We start from the raw sequence: 19,930 nt of genomic DNA on the forward strand, positions 1-19,930 counted from the left end.
CGAGCGGATGCGGCCAAGAGTGGCAGTGGCACGATCCGCCTGTCAAAAAGCTGGACGGCGCTTGCGCGGCCCGGCCGCCGCCCGGTAGAGGCCTCAGCGGACCTGGATCTCGGTGACCGGGAGGGTCGAGTCGGCCCCGAAACCGAGCCCCGACGGCGGATGCCCCGCCTCGATCAGCTGCGCCGCCAGTGCGGCGATCATCGCGCCGTTGTCGGTGCAGAGCGAGAGCGCCGGGATCCGGAGGGTCACTCCCGCGGCCGCGCACCGCTCCTCCGCCAGCGCGCGCACCCGGGCGTTGGCGACCACGCCGCCGCCGAGCAGGAGGCGCGGCACGCCCCGGTCGCGGCAGGCGGCGAGCGCCTTCGTGAGCAGGACGTCGGCGACTGCCTCGCGGAAGCTCGCCGCGACGTCGGCCAGGGGCACCTCCTCCCCCGCGTCCTGGCGCTTCTCGACCCAGCGGGCGACCGCGGTCTTCAGCCCTGAGAACGAGAAGTCGTAGCGGTGGCGCTCGAGGTCCTTCGGCAGGCTGAGCCCGCGGGGGAAGCGGATCGCCTTCGGGTCCCCGTCCGCCGCCACCCGGTCGATCTGCGGTCCGCCCGGATAGGGCAGGCCCAGGACTCGCGCCACCTTGTCGAAGGCCTCGCCGGCGGCGTCGTCGATGGTCTCGCCGAGCAGCTCGACGTCCGACACCAGATCGCGCACGTGCAGGAGCGAGGTGTGCCCGCCCGAGACCAGCAGCGCGATCGTCGGCACCTCGACGGGGCTGCCCTCGCTGCCGTCTGCACGGAGGACATCGGCTCCCACGTGGCCGACGAGGTGGTTCACGGCGTAGAGCGGCAGGCCGAGCGAGACGGCGAGCGCCTTCGCCGCTCCGACGCCGACCATGAGGGCGCCCGAGAGTCCCGGTCCGCTGGTGACCGCGATCGCGTCCAGGTCGCCGAGCGCGACACCGGCCTCGGAGAGCGCCGCGTGCAGGGCGGGCTCGAGCGCCTCCAGGTGCGCCCGGGCGGCCACCTCGGGCACGACGCCGCCGTAGCGGGCGTGCTCCTCCATCGAGGAGGCGATGGTGTTCGAGAGAAGCGTCGTGCCGCGGACGATGCCGATCCCCGTCTCGTCGCAGCTGGTCTCGATGCCGAGGACGAGGGGTCCGGTGCTCACGGGGTCTCCTGGGTCGGGGTCGGCGGCCGGCGCATCACGATCGCGTCCACTCCGTCGGGCTGGTAGTAGGCGGGGCGGACGCCGATCTCCTCGAAGCCCTCCGAGCGGTAGAGGGTCTGCGCGGCGGGGTTGTCGGCGCGGACCTCGAGGAAGACCTCGCGGGCGCCGCGTTCGCCGGCCGCCTCGAGGAGCGCGCGCAGCAGTCGGCGCCCGAGGCCGGTGCGGCGGACCCGGGCGACGACCGCGATCGTCTGCACGTCGCCCTCGTGGGCGCCGACGGGGCAGAGGAGCCCGGCGTAGCCGACCACCTCGCCGTCCTGCTCGGCGACCAGGTACCGGGTGTGACGGCTCCGGATCTCCTCCGCCATCATCCCGCGCGACCAGGCGTCGCCGGCGAACTCGGACTCCTCGATCGCCATGACAGCGTCGAGGTCGTCCGCCTGCGCGTCGCGGAGCACGGCCTCGCTCATGCGGTCACCCGCTTGGGGCCGGCGGACAGCGTGACGTCGGGCGAGCGGAGGTAGAGGGGCTCGTCCGCGGCACCGGGCCGACCGGCCGCGCGCAGGCGGGCGGCCACGACTCCGAGCTCGCCGGCGGAGACCGACTCGGCCTCCAGGCGCGGGAGCTCCGGATGCGGGAGGGCCGGCGGCTTGTCCAGGCCCGGGCCGGCGAGGCGGACGGGGAGCCCCTGATCGTCGAGCCCGTCGTAGGCGCTCCAGTACAGCTCTCGGCGGCGGGCGTCGGTGACGACGAGGAAGCCCGCGGCGCGCCCGTGCCGCAGCGCGGCGAGCGCGATCGCGTCGTGCGAGACCACGGGGAGGGTGGGGACGCCGCGGCCGAGCGCGAAGGCCCGGGCGGCGGCGATCCCGACCCGGAGGCCGGTGAAGGGGCCGGGGCCCATGCCCACGGCGACCGCCTCGATGCCCCCGGGAGCCACGTCGGCCGCCTCGAGCGCCTCCTGGATCAGCCGGCCGACCACCTCCGCGTGGCGCATGGTGTCGGTCTCCGTGCGCTCCGAGCGCACGGCGCCCGCGGAGTCGACGACGGCGACGGAGGTTCCGGAGGAGGTGTCGATCGCGAGGAGCACGCGTCCAGGGTACTCGCGGGCTCAGCTCCAGCCGGTGCCGCGGAAGCGGACGGTCCGCGGCTCGATCGGCTCCTCGCCCTCCTCGGCGTCGGAGCCGGCGGTCGGCCGCTCGATGACCACGTCGAGCCAGGACTCCGCGACGCCGTCCAGCATCCCGGCGCCCCACTCCACGACGACCACCGAGCGCGCCGGATCGAGGTCGAGGTCGTCGAGCTCGACCGGCGAGCCCACGCGGTAGGCGTCGACGTGCACGAGCGGCGGCCCGTCGTGCAGCGGCGGGTGCGTCCGCGCGATCACGAAGGTGGGGCTCGTCACGGGACCCCGCACGTCGAGGCCCTCGCCGAGCCCGCGCGTGAAGGTCGTCTTGCCCGCGCCGAGCGGCCCCGTCAGCACCAGCAGATCGCCGGCGCGCAGCACTCGGCCGAGCTCGCGGCCGAGCTCCGCCATGGCCTCCGGATCGGCGACCTCGACGACGCGGTCCGCGAACCAGGAGCGCTCAGGCACGGCCGTCCGCCGCGCTCAGCAGCCGCCGCTGGACCCGCGGCCCGAGCCGGGTGACCAGCTCGTAGTTGATGGTGCCGCACCACCGCGCCCACTCGTCGACCGAGGGGACGCCGGTCGTCGGGTCGCCCCAGAGCGTCACCGGGTCGCCCGTCGCGACGCTCGCATCCCCCACGTCGACGACGAACTGGTCCATCGCGACCCGCCCGGCGATCCGGTGGCGGCGGCCGCCGATCGAGACCTCCGCGACGCCGGAGGCGCTCCGCGGGATGCCGTCCGCGTAGCCGAACGGCACGAGCGCGAGGGTCGTCCCGCCCTCGGCCCGCCAGGTGTAGTCGTAGCTCACGCCGGTCCCGTGGGGCACCCGGCGGACGCCGGCGACGCGGCCCTGCAGCGTCATCGCCGGGACGAGCCCGAGCTGGAGCGAGGTCTCGTCCTCGAACGGCGAGAGTCCGTAGAGGGCGATGCCGCTGCGCACCATGTCGAGGCGTGCCTCCGGGAGGCGCAGCGCCGCCGCCGTCGCCGCGAGGTGCAGGACCGGCGCCTGCACCCCGTGCGCCGCCAGCACGGCCTCGGCGCGGCGGAGGAGCGCGAGCTGGGCGAGGTCGTCCTCGCGCGAGGTGTTGGACAGGTGCGAGAACAGCCCGGTGAGGTGGACGGTGCCGCGAGCGCTGTGACGGGCGAGCGCCTCCGCCAGGTGCGGCCACTCCTCCTCCGCGGCGCCGTTGCGACTGAGGCCCGTGTCGACCTTGAGCTGCACGGCCGCGCGCACGCCGCGGTCCTCCGCCGACTGCGCGAGCGTGTCGAGCTGGTCGACCGAGGAGACGGCGACGTCGATCGAGTGCTCGAGCGCCGCGTCGAAGTCCTCGCCGGGGTCGTGCAGCCAGCAGAGGATCGGAGCGACGACGCCTGCCTCGCGCAGGGCCACGGCCTCCCGCAGCTCCGCGGTGCCGAGGGCGTCCGCGCCGCCGTCGAGCGCCGCCTGCGCCGCGGCCAGGGCGCCGTGCCCGTAGCCGTTGGCCTTGACGACGGCCATGAGCCGTCGGGCACCGGTGAGCTCGCGCAGACGCGCGGCGTTCGCCGCCATCGCGTCGACGTCGATCACCGCCTCGCGGTACGACGCGGGGACGCTCACGACTCTGCCACCACGAACGCGCAGGCCACGCCCGCGTCATGCGTCATCGAGAGGTGCACGCGCGTGATCCCGCGCGCCTCCGCGGCCGCCCGGGCCGGGCCGTGCAGCGCGAAGGACGGATTCCCGTGCTCGTCCCGCTCGACGACCATGTCGTGCCAGCGGGCGCCCACGGAGTCGCCGAGCGCCTTGATCAGCGCCTCCTTGGCGGCGAAGCGGCCCGCCAGCGAGGCGACGGGGAGCGAGCGTTCGCTCTCGGCGAACAGCCGGTCGCGGAGCCGGGGCGTGCGCGTCAGCGAGCGCTCGAAGCGCGCGAGGTCCACGACGTCCACCCCGATCCCCACGATCACGGCTCGATCACTCGACCGTGACCGACTTGGCGAGATTGCGCGGCTGGTCGACGTCGAGGCCCTTGGCGGCGGCGAGCTCCATCGCGAACATCTGCAGCGGGGTGACGGCGAGCAGCGGCTCGAACAGCGGGTCGGCGAGCGGGATCGGCACGACCTCGTCGGCGATCTGGATCGCGGCCGTATCGCCCTGCTCCGCGATCGCGATGACGCGGGCGCCGCGGGCCTTGATCTCCTGGATGTTCGAGATCACCTTGCGCTGCAGCTCGTACGACTCGCTCGGGCTCGGCACGATCACGAAGACGACCTGGCCCGGCTCGATCAGTGCGATCGGGCCGTGCTTGAGCTCGCCCGCCGCGAAACCCTCGGCGTGGATGTAGGCGAGCTCCTTGAGCTTCAGCGCACCCTCGAGCGCCACCGGGTAGCCGACGTGGCGGCCGAGGAACAGCACCGCCCGGGTGTCGGCCATCCAGCCGGCCAGCTGGGCGATGTCGTCGGAGGCGTCGAGCACGCGGGAGAGCTTCTCCGGGATCGCGGCGAGCTGGGCCGCCTGCGAGGCGACGAGCTCGGTGGAGGCGGCACCGCGCACCGCGGCCAGGTGCAGCCCGAAGAGGTAGAGCGCCGCGATCTGGGCGACGAAGGCCTTGGTCGAGGCGACCGCCACCTCCGGTCCCGCGTGCGTGTAGAGCACGGCGTCCGACTCGCGCGGGATCGTCGCGCCCTGGGTGTTGCAGACCGAGAGCGTCTTGGCGCCGTGCTCGCGGGCGTACTTGACCGCCATCAGCGTGTCCATCGTCTCGCCGGACTGGCTGATCGAGACGACGAGGGTGCGCGGGGTGAGCACCGGGTCGCGGTAGCGGAACTCGTGGCTGAGCTCGACCTCGACGGGGACGCGCGCCCACTTCTCGATCGCGTACTTGGCGACCATGCCCGAGTAGGCGGCCGTGCCGCAGGCGATGATCGTGATGCGGTCGATCTCCGTCAGCACCGGACCGAGCGCGTCGAGCTCGGGCAGCGTGATCGCGCCCTCGTGGATGCGGCCGCGGAGCGTGTTGGCGACGGCCTCGGGGCCCTCGGTGATCTCCTTGGCCATGAAGCTCGACCAGCCGCCCTTCTCGGACGCCGACGCGTCCCAGGCGATCTCGAACGGCTCGGTCTCGACGGGGTTGCCGAAGAAGTCGGTCACCGTGACGAGCTCCGGGGTGATCGTGACGATCTGGTCCTGGCCGATGGCGACCGCGCGGCGGGTGAACTCGACGAACGCCGCGACGTCGGAGCCGAGGAAGTTCTCCCCGTCGCCCAGGCCGATCACGAGCGGCGAGTTGCGGCGCGCGCCGACGACCACGCCGGGCTGGTTCTGGTGCAGGGCGAGCAGGGTGAACGCGCCCTCGAGGTGCGCGACGACGGCCTGGAAGGCGAGCACGAGGTCGCCGGTGCGGCGGTACTCGCGGGCGATCAGGTGCGCGGCGACCTCGGTGTCGGTCTCGCTCTCGAAGACGGCGCCCTCGGCGAGCAGCTGCTCCTTGAGCGGCTGGAAGTTCTCGATGATGCCGTTGTGGATGACGGCGAGCCTGCCCTCGTCCGCGAGGTGGGGGTGGGCGTTGCGGTCGGTCGGGCCGCCGTGCGTCGCCCAGCGGGTGTGGCCGATGCCCGTGGTGCCCTCGGCCAGCGGGTGCGCCTCGAGGTCGTCGACCAGGACGCTGAGCTTGCCCGAGCGCTTGCGGCTGTCGAGCTGCCCGTCGGCGTCGATCACGGCCACGCCGGCCGAGTCGTAGCCGCGGTACTCCAGACGCTTCAGGCCCCCGAGCAGCACGGCCAGGCTGTCGCGCTCACCGACGTATCCAACGATTCCACACATGCGCTCGATTCTAAGCGGCGCGGAGGCGCCTCCCGCGGCGTCGGGCACCCGGCGGGGCGGACGCTAGGATCGGTCCCCATGCCGTCGTCTCCTCGCGATCCCGCGCGCGACGCGCACCCCTCCCCCTTCGTCGAGATCGTCCGCTCCGACTGGGCCGAGCTCGCCCGCACCACGGAGCTGCCGCTAACGGAGACCGAGGTCGTGCAGCTGCGGGGGCTGGGCGACCGGCTGAGCCTCACCGAGGTCGCGGAGGTCTACCTGCCGCTCTCGCGCCTGCTGAGCCTGTACGCCGGTGGCGCGCGGCACCTGCACCGCGCGACGAGCACGTTCCTCGGGGAGCGCGCGCAGCCGACTCCGTTCGTGATCGGCGTCGCGGGGTCGGTCGCGGTGGGCAAGTCGACGATCGCGCGCCTGCTGCGGGAGCTGCTCGCCCGCTGGGAGGACACGCCCCGCGTCGAGCTGGTGACCACCGACGGCTTCCTGCTGCCCAACCGCGAGCTGGAGCGCCGCGGTCTGATGAGCCGCAAGGGCTTCCCCGAGTCGTACGACCGGCGGGCGCTGCTGCGCTTCGTCTCGGAGGTGAAGGGCGGGGCCGCGGAGGTGCGCGCGCCGTTCTACTCGCACCTCTCCTACGACATCGTCCCCGACGCCGAGATCGTCGTGCGGCGGCCGGACGTGCTGATCGTCGAGGGCCTGAACGTGCTGCAGCCGCCGGTGCCCGGTCACGGCCTGGCGGTCAGCGACCTGTTCGACTTCACCGTCTACGTCGACGCCCGGACCAGCGACATCGCGCGCTGGTACGAGGAGCGCTTCCTCACCCTGCAGCAGGGCGCGTTCGCGAATCCGAACTCCTACTTCCACCGCTACGCGGCGCTCAGCCCGGATGAGGCCCGCGAGCGCGCGCGGAGCATCTGGGCCGCGATCAACGAGCCGAACCTGCTGCAGAACGTGCGCCCCACCCGCTCCCGCGCGAGCCTGGTCCTCCGCAAGCAGGCCGATCACACGGTCTCCTCGGTCCTACTCCGCAAGATCTGACCGCGCCCCCGGTCGCTGTTCGCCGCCGCGCGCACCGCGCAGCCACCGACCTCCTCGAACCCCTCCACCGCAGGATCGGTGCAGGCTCGGGACCACCCGCGAGCCGTCGGCGGGAATCGCGTGCCAAGCGATTCACGCGCGGCGGCCGCAACCCGCTCCACCCAGCGCGACCACCTCCACAAGCCGACCGCGAGGGGCCGCGCAGGGAGCGGCCCCGCAACGAACACAGCCGTCCGCGTGAATCGCGTGCCAAGCGATTCCCGCGCGGCGACCGCGACACGCTCCGCCCGCGCAACCCCCTCGCGAAGCCGACCGCGAGGGGCCGCGCAAGTAGCAGCCCACCAACGAACACAGCCGTCAACGAGAATCGCGTGCCAAGCGATTCACGCGCGGCGACCGCGACCCGCTCAACCCAGCGCGACCACCTCCACAAGCCGACCGCGAAGGGCCGCGCAGGGAGCGGCCCCGCAACGAACACCGCCGTCGTGGGAATCGCGTGCCAAGCGATTCACCCGCGGCGAACGCGCCCCGCTCCACCCATGGCAACCACCTCGCCAAGCCGACCGCGAGGGGCCGCGCAGGGAGCGGCCCCGCAACGAACACAGCCGTCGTGGGAATCGCGTGCCAAGCGATTCACCCGCGGCGAACGCGCCCCGCTCCACCCATCGCAACCACCTCGCGAAGCCGACCGCGAGGGGCCGCGCAGGGAGCGGCCCCGCAACGAACACAGCCGCGTGCCAAGCGATTCACCCGCGGCGAACGCACCCCGCTCCACCCATCGTGACCACCTCTCCAAGCCGACCGCGAGGAGCCGCGCAGGGAGCGGCCCAACCCACGAGCCGTCGTGGGAATCGCGTGCCAAGCGATTCCCGCGCGGCGATCGCACCCCGCTCTACCCATCGCGACCACCTCTCCAGGCCGACCGCGAGGAGCCGCGCAGGGAGCGGCTCCTTAAGAGCGCAGCCGCTCGAGCACGACCGCGGCGAGCGATTCGGCGAGGCGGTCGGCCGTCTCCTGCGTCTTCGCCTCGACCATGACGCGCACCATCGGCTCGGTGCCGGAGGGGCGCAGGAGCACGCGGCCGTCGCTGCCGAGCTCGGCGGTGGCGTCGGCGACGGCGGAGGCGATGACCTCGTCGTCGCGGACGCCCTCGCGGTCGACGCCGCGCACGTTGAGGAGGGTCTGCGGGAAGACGGACATGACGGCGGCCAGGTCGGCGATCGTGCGTCCGGTCCGGGCCATCTCGGCCGCGAGCTGGAGGCCGGTGAGCACGCCGTCGCCGGTGGTGGCGTACCGGCTCATGATGACGTGGCCGGACTGCTCCCCGCCGAGCGAGTAGCCGCCGTCGTTCATCGCCTCGAGGACGTAGCGGTCGCCGACCGCGGTCTCGATCACGCGGATGCCGGCGTCGCGCATGGCGAGCTTGAGGCCGAGGTTGCTCATGACGGTGGCCACGAGGACGTCGTCGCGGAGGGCGCCGCGGCGGGCCATGGCTGTCGCGAGGATCGCCATGATCTGGTCGCCGTCGACGATGCGGCCTTCGGCGTCCACCGCGAGGCAGCGGTCGGCGTCGCCGTCGTGGGCGATGCCGATGTCGGCGCCGGCCGCGCGGACGGCGGCGGCGACGTTGTCGAGGTGGGTGGAGCCCACTCCGTCGTTGATGTTGAGGCCGTCGGGGTCGTTGCCGATGACGGTGACGGTCGCTCCGGCGTCGGTGAACACCTGGGGCGAGATACCGGCGGCGGCGCCGTGCGCGCAGTCGATGACCACGTGCAGGCCGTCGAGACGGGTGCCCTCGAGGGATCCGAGCAGGTGGAGGACGTAGCGGTCCTCCGCGTCGGAGAAGCGGGTGATGCGGCCGACGTCGGCTCCGGTCGGCGTGAGCGGGGGGACTCCGAGGGCCGCTTCGATGCGGTTCTCGAGCTCGTCCGGGAGCTTGCGTCCGCCGGCGGCGAAGAACTTGATGCCGTTGTCGGCGGCGGGGTTGTGCGAGGCCGAGATCATCACGCCGAAGTCGGCGTTCTCGTCGGCGATGAGGTAGGCGGTGGCGGGCGTCGGGATGACGCCGGCGTCGAGCACGTCGACTCCCGCGCTCGCGAGACCCGCCGCGACCGCGGCTCCGATGAACTGACCGGAGATGCGGGGGTCGCGGGCGAGCACGGCGACGGGCCGACGGCCCTCTGCCCGGGCGGCCGCTCCGAGTACACGGGCGGCCGCCTGGGCGAGGCCGAGAGCCAGGTCGGCCGTGACCTCGCGATTCGCGAGGCCACGGACGCCGTCTGTTCCGAACAGGCGCGGCATGGTGCGCAGTCCCTTCTCGAGCTGCTGGTCGTGCGGCCGTCAGGCCGCGTCGACTAGCGCTTCGAGAACTGGGACGCCTTGCGGGCCTTCTTGAGACCGGCCTTCTTGCGCTCGATGACGCGGGCGTCGCGGGTCAGGAAGCCCGCCTTCTTCAGGATCGCGCGGTTGTTCTCGCGGTCGATCTCGTTGAGTGCACGGGCGATGGCGAGGCGCAGCGCGCCGGCCTGACCGGAGGGGCCGCCGCCGGTGATCTTGGCGACCACGTCGTAGGAGCCGATCAGGTCGAGCACCTTGAAGGGGTCGGTGATCAGCTGCTGGTGCAGCTTGTTGGGGAAGTACTCCGCGAACTCGCGGGCGTTGACGGTCATGCCGCCGTTGCCGGGGACGAGGCGCACGCGGGCGATGGCCTGCTTGCGTCGGCCCACGGCTGCGCCGGAGACGTTGAGGACGGCGCGGGGCGTCGTGGACGCCTCGGTGGCCGGGCTTTCGGTGGAGTAGCTCTCGGGAGCCACGTCGATCTGGTCTGCGATCTTCGCCACGGTGTAGGTGATCCTTTGTCTTCGAAGTCTGGGGTGTCGGGGAGGGCCGGAGCCTACTGGGCGACCTGGGTGAAGGCGTACGCCTGCGGCTGCTGGGCCGCGTGGGGGTGCTCGGATCCCGTGTAGACCTTCAGCTTGCGCAGCTGGGCGCGGCCGAGGGAGTTCTTGGGGAGCATGCCGCGGATGGCCTTCTCGACGGCGCGGACCGGGTTCTTCTCGAGGAGCTCGGCGTACGTGGTGGCCGAGAGGCCGCCCGGGTAACCGGAGTGGCGGTAGGCCTTCTTCTGGAGGAGCTTCTGGCCGGTGAGGGCGACCTTCTCCGCGTTGACGATGATGACGAAGTCGCCCATGTCCATGTGCGGCGCGAAGGTGGCCTTGTGCTTGCCGCGCAGGAGCGCCGCGGCGTGGGTGGCGAGACGGCCGAGCACGACGTCGGACGCGTCGATGACGATCCAGTCGTGCTGGACGTCAGCCGGCTTCGGAGAAAAAGTGCGAGTCACGTGAGTGCTGCTTTCTGGTCGGAGTGAGGTGTTCGTGGATCCCGCTCCGTGGCCGTTCGACCCGCGAGGGGGCCGAACCGATCCGGTGGAGGGCTCAACTTCGGGCGCTCGGCACACGGCCGAAAACACCAAGGGTCGACATTACAGCAAAGCCCCCGTGCGGCCAAGCACGGATCGTGGCGGCAGGGGCTCCGGCGGCGGGAGGTGCGACCCGAGCCGCCACGGGTCGCGGGGCGCGGTCGCGCGCCCTCGCCTCACTCCGAGTCCTCCGGGTCCGGCCCCTCGGTCCGCACGGTGCGCTTCGCCCGGGTGAGCAGGGCCCGCTCGGCGAGTGCGTCGTCCTCGGGGTAGTCGACCTCGCGGAGGATGAGGCCGCGGGCCGGCATCACCGCGAACGCGTTGGTCCGTCGGGCGGCGTCCCGGAGCAGCGGGACCGCCCCCGCCTCGAGCTTCCCGGCGCCGACCGCGACGCACGCCCCCACGAGGGCCCGCACCATGCTGTGGCAGAAGGCGTCCGCGCGCAGGTGGGCGTGCAGGACTCCGTCGGCGTCTCGCTCCCAGGTGAAGTCGAGCAGGCTCCGGATGGTGGTGGCCCCTGCGCGGGCACGGCAGAAGGACGCGTAGTCGTGCAGGCCCAGGAGCGAGCGGGCCGCGGCCGACATCGCGTCGAGGTCGAGGGAGTCGGTGATCCAGGTGGTGTACGTGCGGTCGAGCGGGTGGCGCATCGAGGAGGCGTCGGCCAGCCGGTACTCGTACCGCCGCCAGCGCGCCGAGAACCGCGCGTCGAACCCCTCCGGCGCCTCCGTCACCCGGTGCACCGAGACGTCGGTGTACTGCCCGAGGATCCCGCGGAGCCGCCGCTCCAGGATCGACGCGGGCGGGAACGGCTCCTCCCCCGGTCGGCGCCGGCCGGTGCTGATGCGGCCCCACTGCTCGGGGGTGAGGTCGACGTGGGCGACCTGGGCGCTGGCGTGCACGCCGACGTCGGTGCGCCCGGCGACCGTCACGGTCGGGTGCTGCTCGGAGCGCAGCACCAGGGCGAGCGACTCCTCGAGCACCCCCTGCACGGTGCGGAGGCCGGGCTGCTTGGCCCACCCGGAGAAGTGCGAGCCGTCGTAGGCCAGGTCGAGGCGGACGCGGTGGAGCATCAGACGAGTCTAGAGCGCGCCGTGGTCGCGGCTCAGGCGACCGCGAGCGGGACGTCGACGGCCGCCAGGGCCGAGACCGCCTAGCCGACCAGCGTCGACTGCTCGCCGACCGAGGAGACGATCCGCGCCTCCCAGCCGCCTGCGAGCACGGCCAGCTCGGAGGGGGCGGAGGCGATGCCCTGCACCCCGTAGGCGGCCGTGCCCAGCGAGACCGGCGCGGCGCCGAGCGCCTCGCCCGCACCGGTGAAGGTCTCGACGAGGGGCCCGCGGTGCAGCGTCAGCACGACGACCGGGTCGCCGCCGTCGACGGCGTAGGAGCACGTGTCTCCCGCGGCGGCGATCGACACGGTGCCCGCCGTCGAGCCGGCCTCCTGCTCGACCAGGGAGGCGGGGAGAGCGGTCGCGCAGTCCACGCCCTCGCTCGACGGCACGGAGGGCACGGTCGGTGCGGGCGACGGCACCGGGGGCGTGCTCGCGAGACCCGCCGACTCCGGCACGTCGATCACCTCGCCGGAGGCGCAGCCGCTCACTCCGGCCGCCAGTGCCCGGGCGAGGAGCGCCGCAGCGGCCGAGGAGCGCAGTCGCACAGGAGTCCTCCGCGGATCGTCGGGGCGGGCCCCGGGAGCGCCGGTCGTGACGCGGCCGCACCCGACGAGCGCAGCCGTGCCATCGTAAGCGACGATTCGCGCCACTCGGCCCCGTGGAACGACGAGAGCCCCCCGCCCCGGAGGGGACGGAGGGCTCTCGGCAGAGGGGGCGTGACTACTTGGTCGCGCCGGTCTCCTCGACAGGAGCGTCCTGCGCGGCGTCCTCGACGGGAGCGTCCTGCACGGGCGCCTCCTCGACGGGGGTCTCCTCGGCAGTGGTCTCCTCGGCGGGGGCCTCGTCCACCGGAGCGGACACGGGCGCCGTGGCGGTGCGCGACTTCTTCGCCTTGGGCGTGACGGGCTCGAGGACGAGCTCGATCACGGCCATGGGCGCGTTGTCTCCCTTGCGGGGGCCGATCTTGGTGATGCGGGTGTAGCCGCCCTCGCGCTCGGCGACGAGCGGAGCGATCTCGGTGAAGAGCTCGTGGACGACCGACTTGTCGCCGATCGTCGCGAGGACGCGACGGCGGGCGTGCAGGTCGCCGCGCTTGGCGAAGGTCACCAGGCGCTCGGCGAGCGGACGAAGGCGCTTGGCCTTGGTCTCGGTCGTCTTGATGCTCTTGTGCGTGAACAGGGCCGCGGCCAGGTTCGCCAGCAGCAGGCGCTCGTGTGCGGGTCCGCCTCCGAGGCGGGGGCCCTTGGTGGGCTTGGGCATGGGTTTACTCCAGTACTAAAGGGGTGTCAGCAGGTCGGACGCGAGGAGCCGGGGCTCCGGAGCGGAGGACCTAGATGCTCTCGTCGTCGTAGCTGTAGAAGTGGGCGCCGTCGAACCCGGGGACCGAGTCCTTGAGCGACAGGCCGAGCTCCGTCAGCTTCTCCTTGACCTCATCCACCGACTTCTGACCGAAGTTGCGGATGTTCATGAGCTGCGTCTCCGAGAGGGCGACGAGCTCATTGACGTTGTTGATGCCCTCGCGCTTGAGGCAGTTGTAGCTGCGCACCGAGAGGTCGAGGTCCTCGATGGGCATGGACAGCTCGGTCGAGAGGACCGCGTCGACCGGCGCGGGGCCGATCTCGATGCCCTCGGCCGCGTTGTTCAGCTCGCGGGCGAGACCGAACAGCTCGGTCAGCGTGCGTCCGGCGGAGGCGATGGCGTCGCGCGGCGAGATCGCGGCCTTCGTCTCCACGTCCACGACCAGGCGGTCGAAGTCGGTGCGCTCGCCGGCACGGGTGGCCTCGACGCGGTAGGTGACCTTCAGCACGGGCGAGTAGATCGAGTCGACCGGGATCTGGCCGGCCTCGGAGAACTCGCTGCGGTTCTGGGTCGCCGAGACGTAGCCGCGGCCGCGCTCGATCGTGAGCTCGAGCTCGAACTTCGCCTTGTCGTTCAGCGTGGCGATGACGAGCTCCGGGTTGTGGATCTCGACACCGGCCGGAGCCGAGATGTCCGCGGCGGTGACCTGGCCGGCTCCCTGCTTGCGCAGGTAGGCGGTGATCGGCTCGTCGTGCTCGGAGGAGACGACGAGTCCCTTGATGTTCAGGATGATCTCGGTGACGTCCTCGCGGACGCCCGGGACGGTCGTGAACTCGTGCAGGACTCCGTCGATCCGGATGCTGGTGACAGCGGCGCCGGGGATGGAGGACAGCAGGGTGCGACGCAGCGAGTTGCCGAGCGTGTAGCCGAAGCCGGGCTCGAGGGGCTCGATGACGAAGCGGGAACGGAACTCCGAGATGTTCTCCTCGGTGAGCGTCGGACGCTGTGCGATAAGCACTGATGATTCCTTTCGATCACGTGTCCGCTATATGACACGTGCGTTTGCGAGGTGTGGAGTTGTGAAAGAAATGCGCGATCCGCCGGCCGGCCGCACTCCCCGCCCGGAGGCGGTTCGTGCGGCCGGCCGACGGCTGCGAGTGCTGCTTAGACGCGACGACGCTTGGGCGGGCGGCAGCCGTTGTGCGCCTGCGGGGTGACGTCGTTGATCGAGCCGACCTCGAGGCCTGCGGCCTGGAGCGAGCGGATCGCGGTCTCACGACCCGAGCCGGGGCCCTTCACGAAGACGTCCACCTTCTTCATGCCGTGCTCCTGAGCCTGGCGCGCGGCCGACTCGGCGGCGAGCTGGGCGGCGAACGGCGTCGACTTGCGCGAGCCCTTGAAGCCGACTCCGCCGGACGAGGCCCAGCTGATGACGGCCCCGGAGGGGTCGGTGATCGAGACGATGGTGTTGTTGAACGTCGACTTGATGTGGGCCTGGCCCACAGCGATGTTCTTCTTCTCCTTGCGGCGCGGCTTGCGCGCGGCCGACTTGGGGGTAGCCAATTCTGTATCTCCTCTAGGTCCGTGTCGCCCGCGTTACTTGCGGCCGGCCTTCTTCTTGCCGGCGACGGTGCGCTTGGGTCCCTTGCGGGTGCGCGCGTTCGTCTTGGTGCGCTGTCCACGGACCGGGAGGCCGCGACGGTGGCGGAGGCCCTCGTACGAGCCGATCTCGACCTTGCGGCGGATGTCGGCGGCGACCTCGCGGCGGAGGTCGCCCTCCACCTTGTAGTTGCCCTCGATGTAGTCGCGGAGCGAGACGAGCTGGTCGTCGCTGAGGTCCTTGACGCGGATGTTGCCGTCGATCCCGGTGTCGCTCAGGGTCTTGAGCGCGCGAGTGCGGCCGACACCGTAGATGTAGGTCAGTGCGACCTCCACGCGCTTCTCGCGCGGGATGTCTACTCCTGCCAGACGTGCCATTGTGGCTTCTCCTGTGAGTGAGTGGAGGTGTGAAGCAGCACCGGTGCCTCGGCCTCCGACCGAAGGTGTCCTCGCCGTCCACCCCGGGGTCGCCGGGGTGCTGCGCGATTTCTGGTGCTGCGGGTGTGTTCAGTTGTGCAATGGGGCGGCACGCCGCCCCTGCGCTCCCTCGCGGAAGCAGCGGGACTAGCCCTGGCGCTGCTTGTGGCGGGGGTTGCTGCTGCAGATGACCATCACGTTGCCGTGGCGGCGGATGATCTTGCAGTGGTCGCAGATGCGCTTGACGCTGGGGTTGACCTTCATTGTTCTTGTCCTTGTTTTCGCTGGCGTCGTGCTCCCGGCGGATGCCGGGGCCGTTCCTTACAGGACACGCACGTCGCGAACGTCAGCGGAGCGAACGTCTACTTGTAGCGGTAGACGATCCGGCCGCGGGTCAGGTCGTAGGGGCTCAGCTCCACGATCACCCGGTCCTCGGGGAGGATCCGGATGTAGTGCTGACGCATCTTGCCCGAGATATGGGCGAGAACTTTGTGTCCGTTGGTCAGCTCCACGCGGAACATCGCGTTGGGGAGCGCCTCGACAACCGCACCTTCGATTTCGATGACACCGTCTTTTTTGGCCATAGCCTCACTGTCGTTCGGAAGTAGTGTGTGTACTGGTCGTGCGAATGTTTCCGCGACGAGCCACCACCGGGCGAGAGCCCGGATCGGGGTTCGCGGGCATGCCGGAGCACGCGCAAAACACCAAGGGTCGATGCTACGCGAATCGCGGCCGCTCCGCCACCTCGGGCGTGTCGCCCCCTCCTCCGCCTCCGCGCCCGACGCGCGCCCCCTGCCCGGCCCTGCGTCCGCCGCCGCCTAGGCTGGCTCCGTCGAGCCGGAGGGAGAGCACATGGCGCGCACGACGAGGTCCGCGACCGCGAGGCGGAGCTGGTACTCGCACCCGGTGGTGACGATCCTGGCGGCGATCGCGGTCATCGCCCTGGTGCAGACCTTCTTCGTGAAGGTGTACACGGTGCCGACCGGCTCGATGGAGAACACCCTCCAGGGCGGCGGATTCTTCGGCGACCGCATCCTGGTCGACCGCACCCTCGCCCTCCAGGGCGGGCCGGAGGAGGGGCAGATCGTCGTCTTCTCGCGCGACGCCGACTGGGGCGCGAGCGACGAGGCCGGCAGCCCCCTCTCCGAGATCGTGAAGACCTTCGGCGACGTCACCAGCATCGGCCCCTCCCACGAGGAGTTCCTCGTCAAGAGGCTGATCGCCGAGGGGGGCCACACCGTCTCCTGCTGCGACGCCGACGGGCACGTGCTGGTCGACGGGAAGCCGCTGGACGAGTCCTACGTGTTCGAGGACTTCCCCTTCACCCCCGGGACCCTCGACTGCACGACGAGCCCCGCGTCCCTCCGCTGCTTCGACGAGTACACCGTCCCTGAGGGCTCCCTCTTCGTCCTGGGCGACCACCGGTCGAACTCCAACGACTCGCTCGGCGAGTGCCGCGGCGCCGGCGGGCCGATCGACACGTGCGTGAAGACCGTGCCGATCGACAGGGTCACCGGACGCGTCTTCGCCGTGGCCTGGCCGCTCACCCGCTGGCGGCTGTTCTAGCGCTCCGCCCGAGCCGCCGCAGACGACGACGAGGTCCCCCGCGGGAAGCAGGGGACCTCGTCGTCGTTCGCCGCCGTGCGGCCACGGGACTAGCCGCGGACGACCGCCACGACCCGGTCGAAGAGCGGATGCTCGGCCGTGAGGCCGGTGACCTCCGCCACGAACTCCTCCGGGGTGAGCGCGGCCAGCTTCTCGTGGAGCTCCACGCTCTGGGGGTCCTCGGGCACGTCGAAGCGCAGCGCGGCGCCGATCGCGGTGAGAAGGCCCTCCGGCGTGCGCCCGCGCTCGGCGAGCTCGGCCGCCGGTCCGATGAAGCGCTCGTGCCGCGACAGCTTCCGCAGCGGCTGGCGTCCCACCCGGTCGACCGTGTCGGTCAGGTACGGGTTGGCGAAGCGCTTCAGCGTCTTCTCGAGGTAGGCCTGCTGCTCCTCGTCGCTGAAGCCGTGCTTGGCCACGATGAGCGCCTTGGTGTCCTCGAGCGCGGCCTTGACCGCGTCGTGCACCTCGGGCATCGCCAGCGCGTCGGAGAGCTTGTGCGCTCCGGCCGCGAAGCCGGTGTAGGCGGCCGTCGCGTGGCCGGTGTTCACCGTGAAGAGCTTCCGCTCGATGAAGGGCTCGAGGTCGTCGACCCAGGTCGCGCCCGGGATCTCCGGCTCGGTGCCCTCGAACGGAGTGCGGTCGACGACCCACTCGAAGAAGCTCTCCACCGTCACGTCCAGGCCCTGGCCCGGGTCCTGGTTCGGGACGATGCGGTCCACCGCGGTGTCGGCGAAGACGGCGCGGGTGCGCAGGCGCTCCCACTCGTCCGCGCCGAGGTTCGCGGCGACCTCGGTCTGCAGGAGGCGCGTGGCGTTGATCGCGTTCTCGCAGGCCATGACCGCCAGCCGCGGCGCCGACTCGTCGCGGGCCGCGAGGCCCTTCGCGATCACGGGGGCGACGAAGCGCAGGATGTTCGGGCCGACGGCCGTGGTGACGATGTCGGCGGCGGCGATCTCGCGGACGAGCGCCTCCTCGTCGGCGGCCGAGTCGATCGCGCGGAAGCGGTCGACGACGTGCGTGGCCGCCTCCTCCCCCACCTCGTGCACCTCGTAGCTGTCGGCAGCGCCGAGGCGGCCGATCAGCTCGGAGTTGACGTCGGCGAAGACGAGCTCGTAGCCGGCGCCGTGCAGGATCAGGCCGACGAAGCCGCGGCCGATGTTGCCGGCGCCGAAGTGGACGGCGGTGGGCATCAGGAGTTGACCTCGCCCAGCAGGCTGTAGAGCGACTGCGCGTCCGGGGCGTCGAGGAGCTTCTGCACCTCGTCCTCCTCCGAGAAGATGATCGCGATCTTGGAGAGGATCTCGAGGTGCTCGTTGTCGACGCCGGCGATGCCGACGACGAAGCGCACCTCGTTGCCGTCCCAGTCGATCGGCTGCGCATAGCGCACGAACGAGAGGGCGGAGGAGCGGATCTCGTCCTTCGCGTCGTTGGTGCCGTGCGGGATGGCGAGCAGGTTGCCCATGTAGGTCGAGACGGTCGCCTCGCGGGCGAGCATGGCCTCGTAGTAGGCGGGGGTGACCGCGCCGACGCCGACCAGCATGTCGGCGGCCTCCTTGATGGCGGCCTCCTTCGTGGTGGCGGTGCCGGAGGCGTCGATCTGTCCGATGGTGAGCACGTCGCTCATGGGGTGCGTCCTTCCGTGGAGGTGCTGACAGCGAGGGAACCCGCAGGGGCGAGCGGAGCGTGTCCGCTCTGTCGCACCCTACGGGTTCCCTCCGAATGGTTGGCGTACTACTTGCCGTGCTGCTCCGCGACCAGCGAGACGACCTCGTCGTACTTCGGGCTGTTCATGAAGTTGTCCACGGAGACGTGGATGGCGCCCGGAGTGCGCTGGCGGGCGCGCTCCGTGAGCTCGGCCTGGGTGATGACCAGGTCCACGTCGTCCTCGAGAGCGGCGATCGCCTTGTTGGTGACCGTGACGTCCTCGAAGCCCGCCTTCTTCATCTTGTTCCGCAAAACAGAGGCGCCCATCGCGGACGAGCCCATGCCGGCGTCGCAGGCGAAGACGATGTTCCGGACCTGGGTCGCGGTGGCCGTGGCTCCCGCGGTCGAGGCGCCGGCCGAGTCCTGCGGAGCGTTGGCGCCGCGGGCGTTGATGAGCGAGCCGACGGCGCTCTCCTTGCCCTTGTTCGCCTCGTTGGCGGCGACGGCGGCGGCTAGCTTGTCGTCGCCCTCCTGCTCCGCGGCCAGGTCGCGCTTGCGGCCGGACCGGATGATGACCGAGGCCACCAGGAACGACACGGCGGTCGCGAGGATCACCGAGAGGATGACGCCGAGGAAGCTGTCGTTCGCGGTCTGCAGGAGCACCGCGATGATCGAGCCGGGCGAGGCGGGGGCGCGGAGGCCGGAGTTGAACGCGACGTTCGTCGCGACACCGGTCGCACCGCCGAGGATGACGGCCGCGAGCAGCGCCGGCTTCATCAGCACGTACGGGAAGTAGATCTCGTGGATGCCGCCGATGAAGTGGATGATCGCCGCGCCGGGAGCCGAGGCGCGGGCCGCGCCGACGCCGAAGAACGCGAAGGCCAGGAGCACGCCCATGCCGGGGCCGGGGTTGGCCTCGAGGAGGAAGAGGTAGGACTTGCCCGCCTCCTCCGCCTGCTGCACGCCCAGCGGCGTGAGGATGCCGTGGTTGATGGCGTTGTTGAGGAAGAGGATCTTCGCCGGCTCGATGAAGAGCGAGGTCAGCGGGAGCAGGCCCGCGTTGACCAGGAACTCCACGCCCGCGCCGAGGGCGGTCGAGAGGCCGACCACGAGCGGCGCGACGCCCGCGAAGGCGAGGAGCGCGAGCAGGAGGCCGAGGATTCCGGCGGAGAAGTTGTTGACCAGCATCTCGAAGCCGGGCTTGATCTTGCCGTCCCAGATCGAGTCGACCTTCTTCATGAGCCACGCCGACAGCGGGCCCATGATCATGGCGCCGATGAACATCGGGATCCCGGCGCCGACGATGACGCCCATGGTCGCGATGGTGCCGACCACGCCTCCGCGGGCGCCGTAGACCATGCGGCCGCCGGTGTTCGCGATGAGGAGCGGGAGGAGGTAGGTGATCATCGGGGCGACGAGGCCGGTATTGACGACGTCGGGATCCGTGCTCCAGCCGCCGAACTGCTGGACCCAGGTGGCGTCGATGCCGAGGAGCGGGAGCCATCCGGTCTGGATGAAGAGGGCCGTGATGAAGCCCCAGGCGATGAAGGCCGCGATGTTCGGCATGACCATTCCCGAGAGGAAGGTGCCGAAGCGCTGGACGTGGACGCGCGCTCCACCGCGCGTCGACCCCGGCCCCGGCATGGGCGTGCTCCTGGCCTTCGCGTTCTTCGGCGTCGGCGCGGCCCGCGCCTCGGCTCCCGGCGCGGCGATCATCC

The 19,930-nt window shown here is 71.7% G+C and carries 23 protein-coding genes; 2 read left to right on the forward strand and 21 right to left on the reverse strand.

The window, feature by feature from the left end; genetic code table 11:
• Positions 1-93 precede the first annotated feature (93 nt).
• Genes tsaD through glmS form a run of 7 tightly spaced genes read right to left on the reverse strand, consistent with a single transcriptional unit; the run spans position 94 to position 6,083 of the window.
• Entirely contained in the window at positions 94-1,158 is a 1,065-nt protein-coding gene (tsaD, locus tag C5C53_RS13825; RefSeq protein WP_104267792.1) for a tRNA (adenosine(37)-N6)-threonylcarbamoyltransferase complex transferase subunit TsaD, read from the reverse strand.
• Positions 1,155-1,628, reverse strand: coding sequence for a ribosomal protein S18-alanine N-acetyltransferase (gene rimI, locus C5C53_RS13830; protein ID WP_104225012.1), 474 nt, complete (start codon positions 1,626-1,628; stop codon positions 1,155-1,157). Before rimI ends, tsaD begins: the two co-directional genes overlap by 4 nt.
• Positions 1,625-2,245 (reverse strand): tRNA (adenosine(37)-N6)-threonylcarbamoyltransferase complex dimerization subunit type 1 TsaB, encoded by a 621-nt coding sequence (tsaB, locus tag C5C53_RS13835; RefSeq protein ID WP_104225011.1) that lies wholly within the window; start codon positions 2,243-2,245, stop codon positions 1,625-1,627. Before tsaB ends, rimI begins: the two co-directional genes overlap by 4 nt.
• Positions 2,246-2,266: 21 nt before the next feature.
• On the reverse strand, positions 2,267-2,692 hold the full coding sequence (gene tsaE, locus C5C53_RS13840) for a tRNA (adenosine(37)-N6)-threonylcarbamoyltransferase complex ATPase subunit type 1 TsaE (protein WP_104225016.1): 426 nt from the start codon (positions 2,690-2,692) through the stop codon (positions 2,267-2,269).
• Positions 2,693-2,741: 49 nt separating this feature from the next.
• Positions 2,742-3,881, reverse strand: coding sequence for an alanine racemase (alr, locus tag C5C53_RS13845; RefSeq protein WP_104225010.1), 1,140 nt, complete (start codon positions 3,879-3,881; stop codon positions 2,742-2,744).
• Positions 3,878-4,228, reverse strand: coding sequence for a holo-ACP synthase (locus C5C53_RS13850; RefSeq protein ID WP_104225009.1), 351 nt, complete (start codon positions 4,226-4,228; stop codon positions 3,878-3,880). Before C5C53_RS13850 ends, alr begins: the two co-directional genes overlap by 4 nt.
• A gap of 7 nt (positions 4,229-4,235) precedes the next feature.
• Positions 4,236-6,083 carry a glutamine--fructose-6-phosphate transaminase (isomerizing) gene (glmS, locus tag C5C53_RS13855; RefSeq protein WP_104267793.1) on the reverse strand — a complete coding sequence of 616 codons (1,848 nt, stop codon included), beginning with the start codon at positions 6,081-6,083 and terminating at the stop codon, positions 4,236-4,238.
• A gap of 78 nt (positions 6,084-6,161) precedes the next feature.
• Between glmS and coaA the strand changes: the two genes are divergently transcribed.
• Complete coding sequence (gene coaA / locus C5C53_RS13860) at positions 6,162-7,118, forward strand: type I pantothenate kinase (protein ID WP_104267794.1); 957 nt, start codon at positions 6,162-6,164, stop codon at positions 7,116-7,118.
• A 951-nt stretch (positions 7,119-8,069) separates the two neighbouring features.
• Here the strand turns inward: coaA and glmM are convergent.
• From glmM to infA, 11 genes are all read right to left on the reverse strand, one after another.
• Positions 8,070-9,419 carry a phosphoglucosamine mutase gene (gene glmM / locus C5C53_RS13865; protein ID WP_104267795.1) on the reverse strand — a complete coding sequence of 450 codons (1,350 nt, stop codon included), beginning with the start codon at positions 9,417-9,419 and terminating at the stop codon, positions 8,070-8,072.
• 53 nt (positions 9,420-9,472) lie between these two features.
• A complete protein-coding gene (rpsI, locus tag C5C53_RS13870; protein WP_104225004.1) occupies positions 9,473-9,958 on the reverse strand; it encodes a 30S ribosomal protein S9 in 486 nt (161 codons plus the stop codon).
• Between the two features lie 53 nt (positions 9,959-10,011).
• Positions 10,012-10,458, reverse strand: a complete 447-nt coding sequence (gene rplM, locus C5C53_RS13875) for a 50S ribosomal protein L13 (protein ID WP_104225003.1) — start codon at positions 10,456-10,458, stop codon at positions 10,012-10,014.
• A 254-nt stretch (positions 10,459-10,712) separates the two neighbouring features.
• Positions 10,713-11,606 carry a tRNA pseudouridine(38-40) synthase TruA gene (locus tag C5C53_RS13880; RefSeq protein WP_104256576.1) on the reverse strand — a complete coding sequence of 298 codons (894 nt, stop codon included), beginning with the start codon at positions 11,604-11,606 and terminating at the stop codon, positions 10,713-10,715.
• 80 nt (positions 11,607-11,686) lie between these two features.
• The gene (locus C5C53_RS13885; RefSeq protein WP_104267796.1) at positions 11,687-12,193 is read right to left on the reverse strand and encodes a hypothetical protein; all 507 of its coding nucleotides are present in this window, start codon (positions 12,191-12,193) and stop codon (positions 11,687-11,689) included.
• 175 nt (positions 12,194-12,368) lie between these two features.
• Positions 12,369-12,908, reverse strand: a complete 540-nt coding sequence (gene rplQ / locus C5C53_RS13890; RefSeq protein WP_104225000.1) for a 50S ribosomal protein L17 — start codon at positions 12,906-12,908, stop codon at positions 12,369-12,371.
• Positions 12,909-12,978: 70 nt separating this feature from the next.
• Positions 12,979-13,965, reverse strand: a complete 987-nt coding sequence (locus C5C53_RS13895) for a DNA-directed RNA polymerase subunit alpha (RefSeq protein WP_104224999.1) — start codon at positions 13,963-13,965, stop codon at positions 12,979-12,981.
• A gap of 146 nt (positions 13,966-14,111) precedes the next feature.
• Entirely contained in the window at positions 14,112-14,510 is a 399-nt protein-coding gene (gene rpsK, locus C5C53_RS13900; protein WP_055787170.1) for a 30S ribosomal protein S11, read from the reverse strand.
• A gap of 33 nt (positions 14,511-14,543) precedes the next feature.
• Complete coding sequence (gene rpsM / locus C5C53_RS13905; RefSeq protein ID WP_068251511.1) at positions 14,544-14,924, reverse strand: 30S ribosomal protein S13; 381 nt, start codon at positions 14,922-14,924, stop codon at positions 14,544-14,546.
• 186 nt (positions 14,925-15,110) lie between these two features.
• Positions 15,111-15,227 (reverse strand): 50S ribosomal protein L36, encoded by a 117-nt coding sequence (rpmJ, locus tag C5C53_RS13910; RefSeq protein WP_055787164.1) that lies wholly within the window; start codon positions 15,225-15,227, stop codon positions 15,111-15,113.
• A 98-nt stretch (positions 15,228-15,325) separates the two neighbouring features.
• Entirely contained in the window at positions 15,326-15,547 is a 222-nt protein-coding gene (gene infA, locus C5C53_RS13915) for a translation initiation factor IF-1 (protein WP_022883252.1), read from the reverse strand.
• Between the two features lie 268 nt (positions 15,548-15,815).
• On the opposite strand from infA, the gene lepB reads away from it, so the two are divergent.
• Positions 15,816-16,529: a signal peptidase I gene (gene lepB / locus C5C53_RS13920; RefSeq protein WP_104251134.1), complete on the forward strand. Its 714-nt coding sequence runs from the start codon at positions 15,816-15,818 to the stop codon at positions 16,527-16,529.
• Between the two features lie 89 nt (positions 16,530-16,618).
• On the opposite strand, the gene C5C53_RS13925 is transcribed toward lepB, so the two are convergent.
• From C5C53_RS13925 to C5C53_RS13935, 3 genes are all read right to left on the reverse strand, one after another.
• On the reverse strand, positions 16,619-17,758 hold the full coding sequence (locus tag C5C53_RS13925) for a mannitol-1-phosphate 5-dehydrogenase (RefSeq protein WP_104224997.1): 1,140 nt from the start codon (positions 17,756-17,758) through the stop codon (positions 16,619-16,621).
• Entirely contained in the window at positions 17,758-18,192 is a 435-nt protein-coding gene (locus C5C53_RS13930; RefSeq protein ID WP_104224996.1) for a PTS sugar transporter subunit IIA, read from the reverse strand. The genes C5C53_RS13925 and C5C53_RS13930 overlap by 1 nt, the downstream gene beginning before the upstream one ends.
• Before the next feature lie 107 nt (positions 18,193-18,299).
• The gene (locus C5C53_RS13935; protein ID WP_258075431.1) at positions 18,300-19,778 is read right to left on the reverse strand and encodes a PTS mannitol transporter subunit IICB; all 1,479 of its coding nucleotides are present in this window, start codon (positions 19,776-19,778) and stop codon (positions 18,300-18,302) included.
• Positions 19,779-19,930: the final 152 nt, after the last annotated feature.

It is taken from the genome of Rathayibacter sp. AY1E3 (genome assembly GCF_002932235.1).
Classification (GTDB): domain Bacteria; phylum Actinomycetota; class Actinomycetes; order Actinomycetales; family Microbacteriaceae; genus Rathayibacter.

Excerpts from the sequence above, each read along its gene's own strand:
- rplQ (WP_104225000.1), bottom strand. The coding sequence starts at position 12,908 with ATGCCCAAGCCCACCAAGGGCCCCCGCCTCGGAGGCGGACCCGCACAC.
- C5C53_RS13925 (WP_104224997.1), bottom strand. The coding sequence starts at position 17,758 with ATGCCCACCGCCGTCCACTTCGGCGCCGGCAACATCGGCCGCGGCTTC.
- C5C53_RS13880 (WP_104256576.1), bottom strand. The coding sequence starts at position 11,606 with ATGCTCCACCGCGTCCGCCTCGACCTGGCCTACGACGGCTCGCACTTC.
- rpsM (WP_068251511.1), bottom strand. The coding sequence starts at position 14,924 with ATGGCACGTCTGGCAGGAGTAGACATCCCGCGCGAGAAGCGCGTGGAG.
- rpmJ (WP_055787164.1), bottom strand. The coding sequence starts at position 15,227 with ATGAAGGTCAACCCCAGCGTCAAGCGCATCTGCGACCACTGCAAGATC.
- lepB (WP_104251134.1), top strand. The coding sequence starts at position 15,816 with ATGGCGCGCACGACGAGGTCCGCGACCGCGAGGCGGAGCTGGTACTCG.
- coaA (WP_104267794.1), top strand. The coding sequence starts at position 6,162 with ATGCCGTCGTCTCCTCGCGATCCCGCGCGCGACGCGCACCCCTCCCCC.
- C5C53_RS13935 (WP_258075431.1), bottom strand. The coding sequence starts at position 19,778 with ATGCCGAACATCGCGGCCTTCATCGCCTGGGGCTTCATCACGGCCCTC.
- C5C53_RS13930 (WP_104224996.1), bottom strand. The coding sequence starts at position 18,192 with ATGAGCGACGTGCTCACCATCGGACAGATCGACGCCTCCGGCACCGCC.
- glmM (WP_104267795.1), bottom strand. The coding sequence starts at position 9,419 with ATGCCGCGCCTGTTCGGAACAGACGGCGTCCGTGGCCTCGCGAATCGC.
- infA (WP_022883252.1), bottom strand. The coding sequence starts at position 15,547 with ATGGCCAAAAAAGACGGTGTCATCGAAATCGAAGGTGCGGTTGTCGAG.
- rimI (WP_104225012.1), bottom strand. The coding sequence starts at position 1,628 with ATGAGCGAGGCCGTGCTCCGCGACGCGCAGGCGGACGACCTCGACGCT.
- glmS (WP_104267793.1), bottom strand. The coding sequence starts at position 6,083 with ATGTGTGGAATCGTTGGATACGTCGGTGAGCGCGACAGCCTGGCCGTG.
- tsaE (WP_104225016.1), bottom strand. The coding sequence starts at position 2,692 with ATGGCGGAGCTCGGCCGCGAGCTCGGCCGAGTGCTGCGCGCCGGCGAT.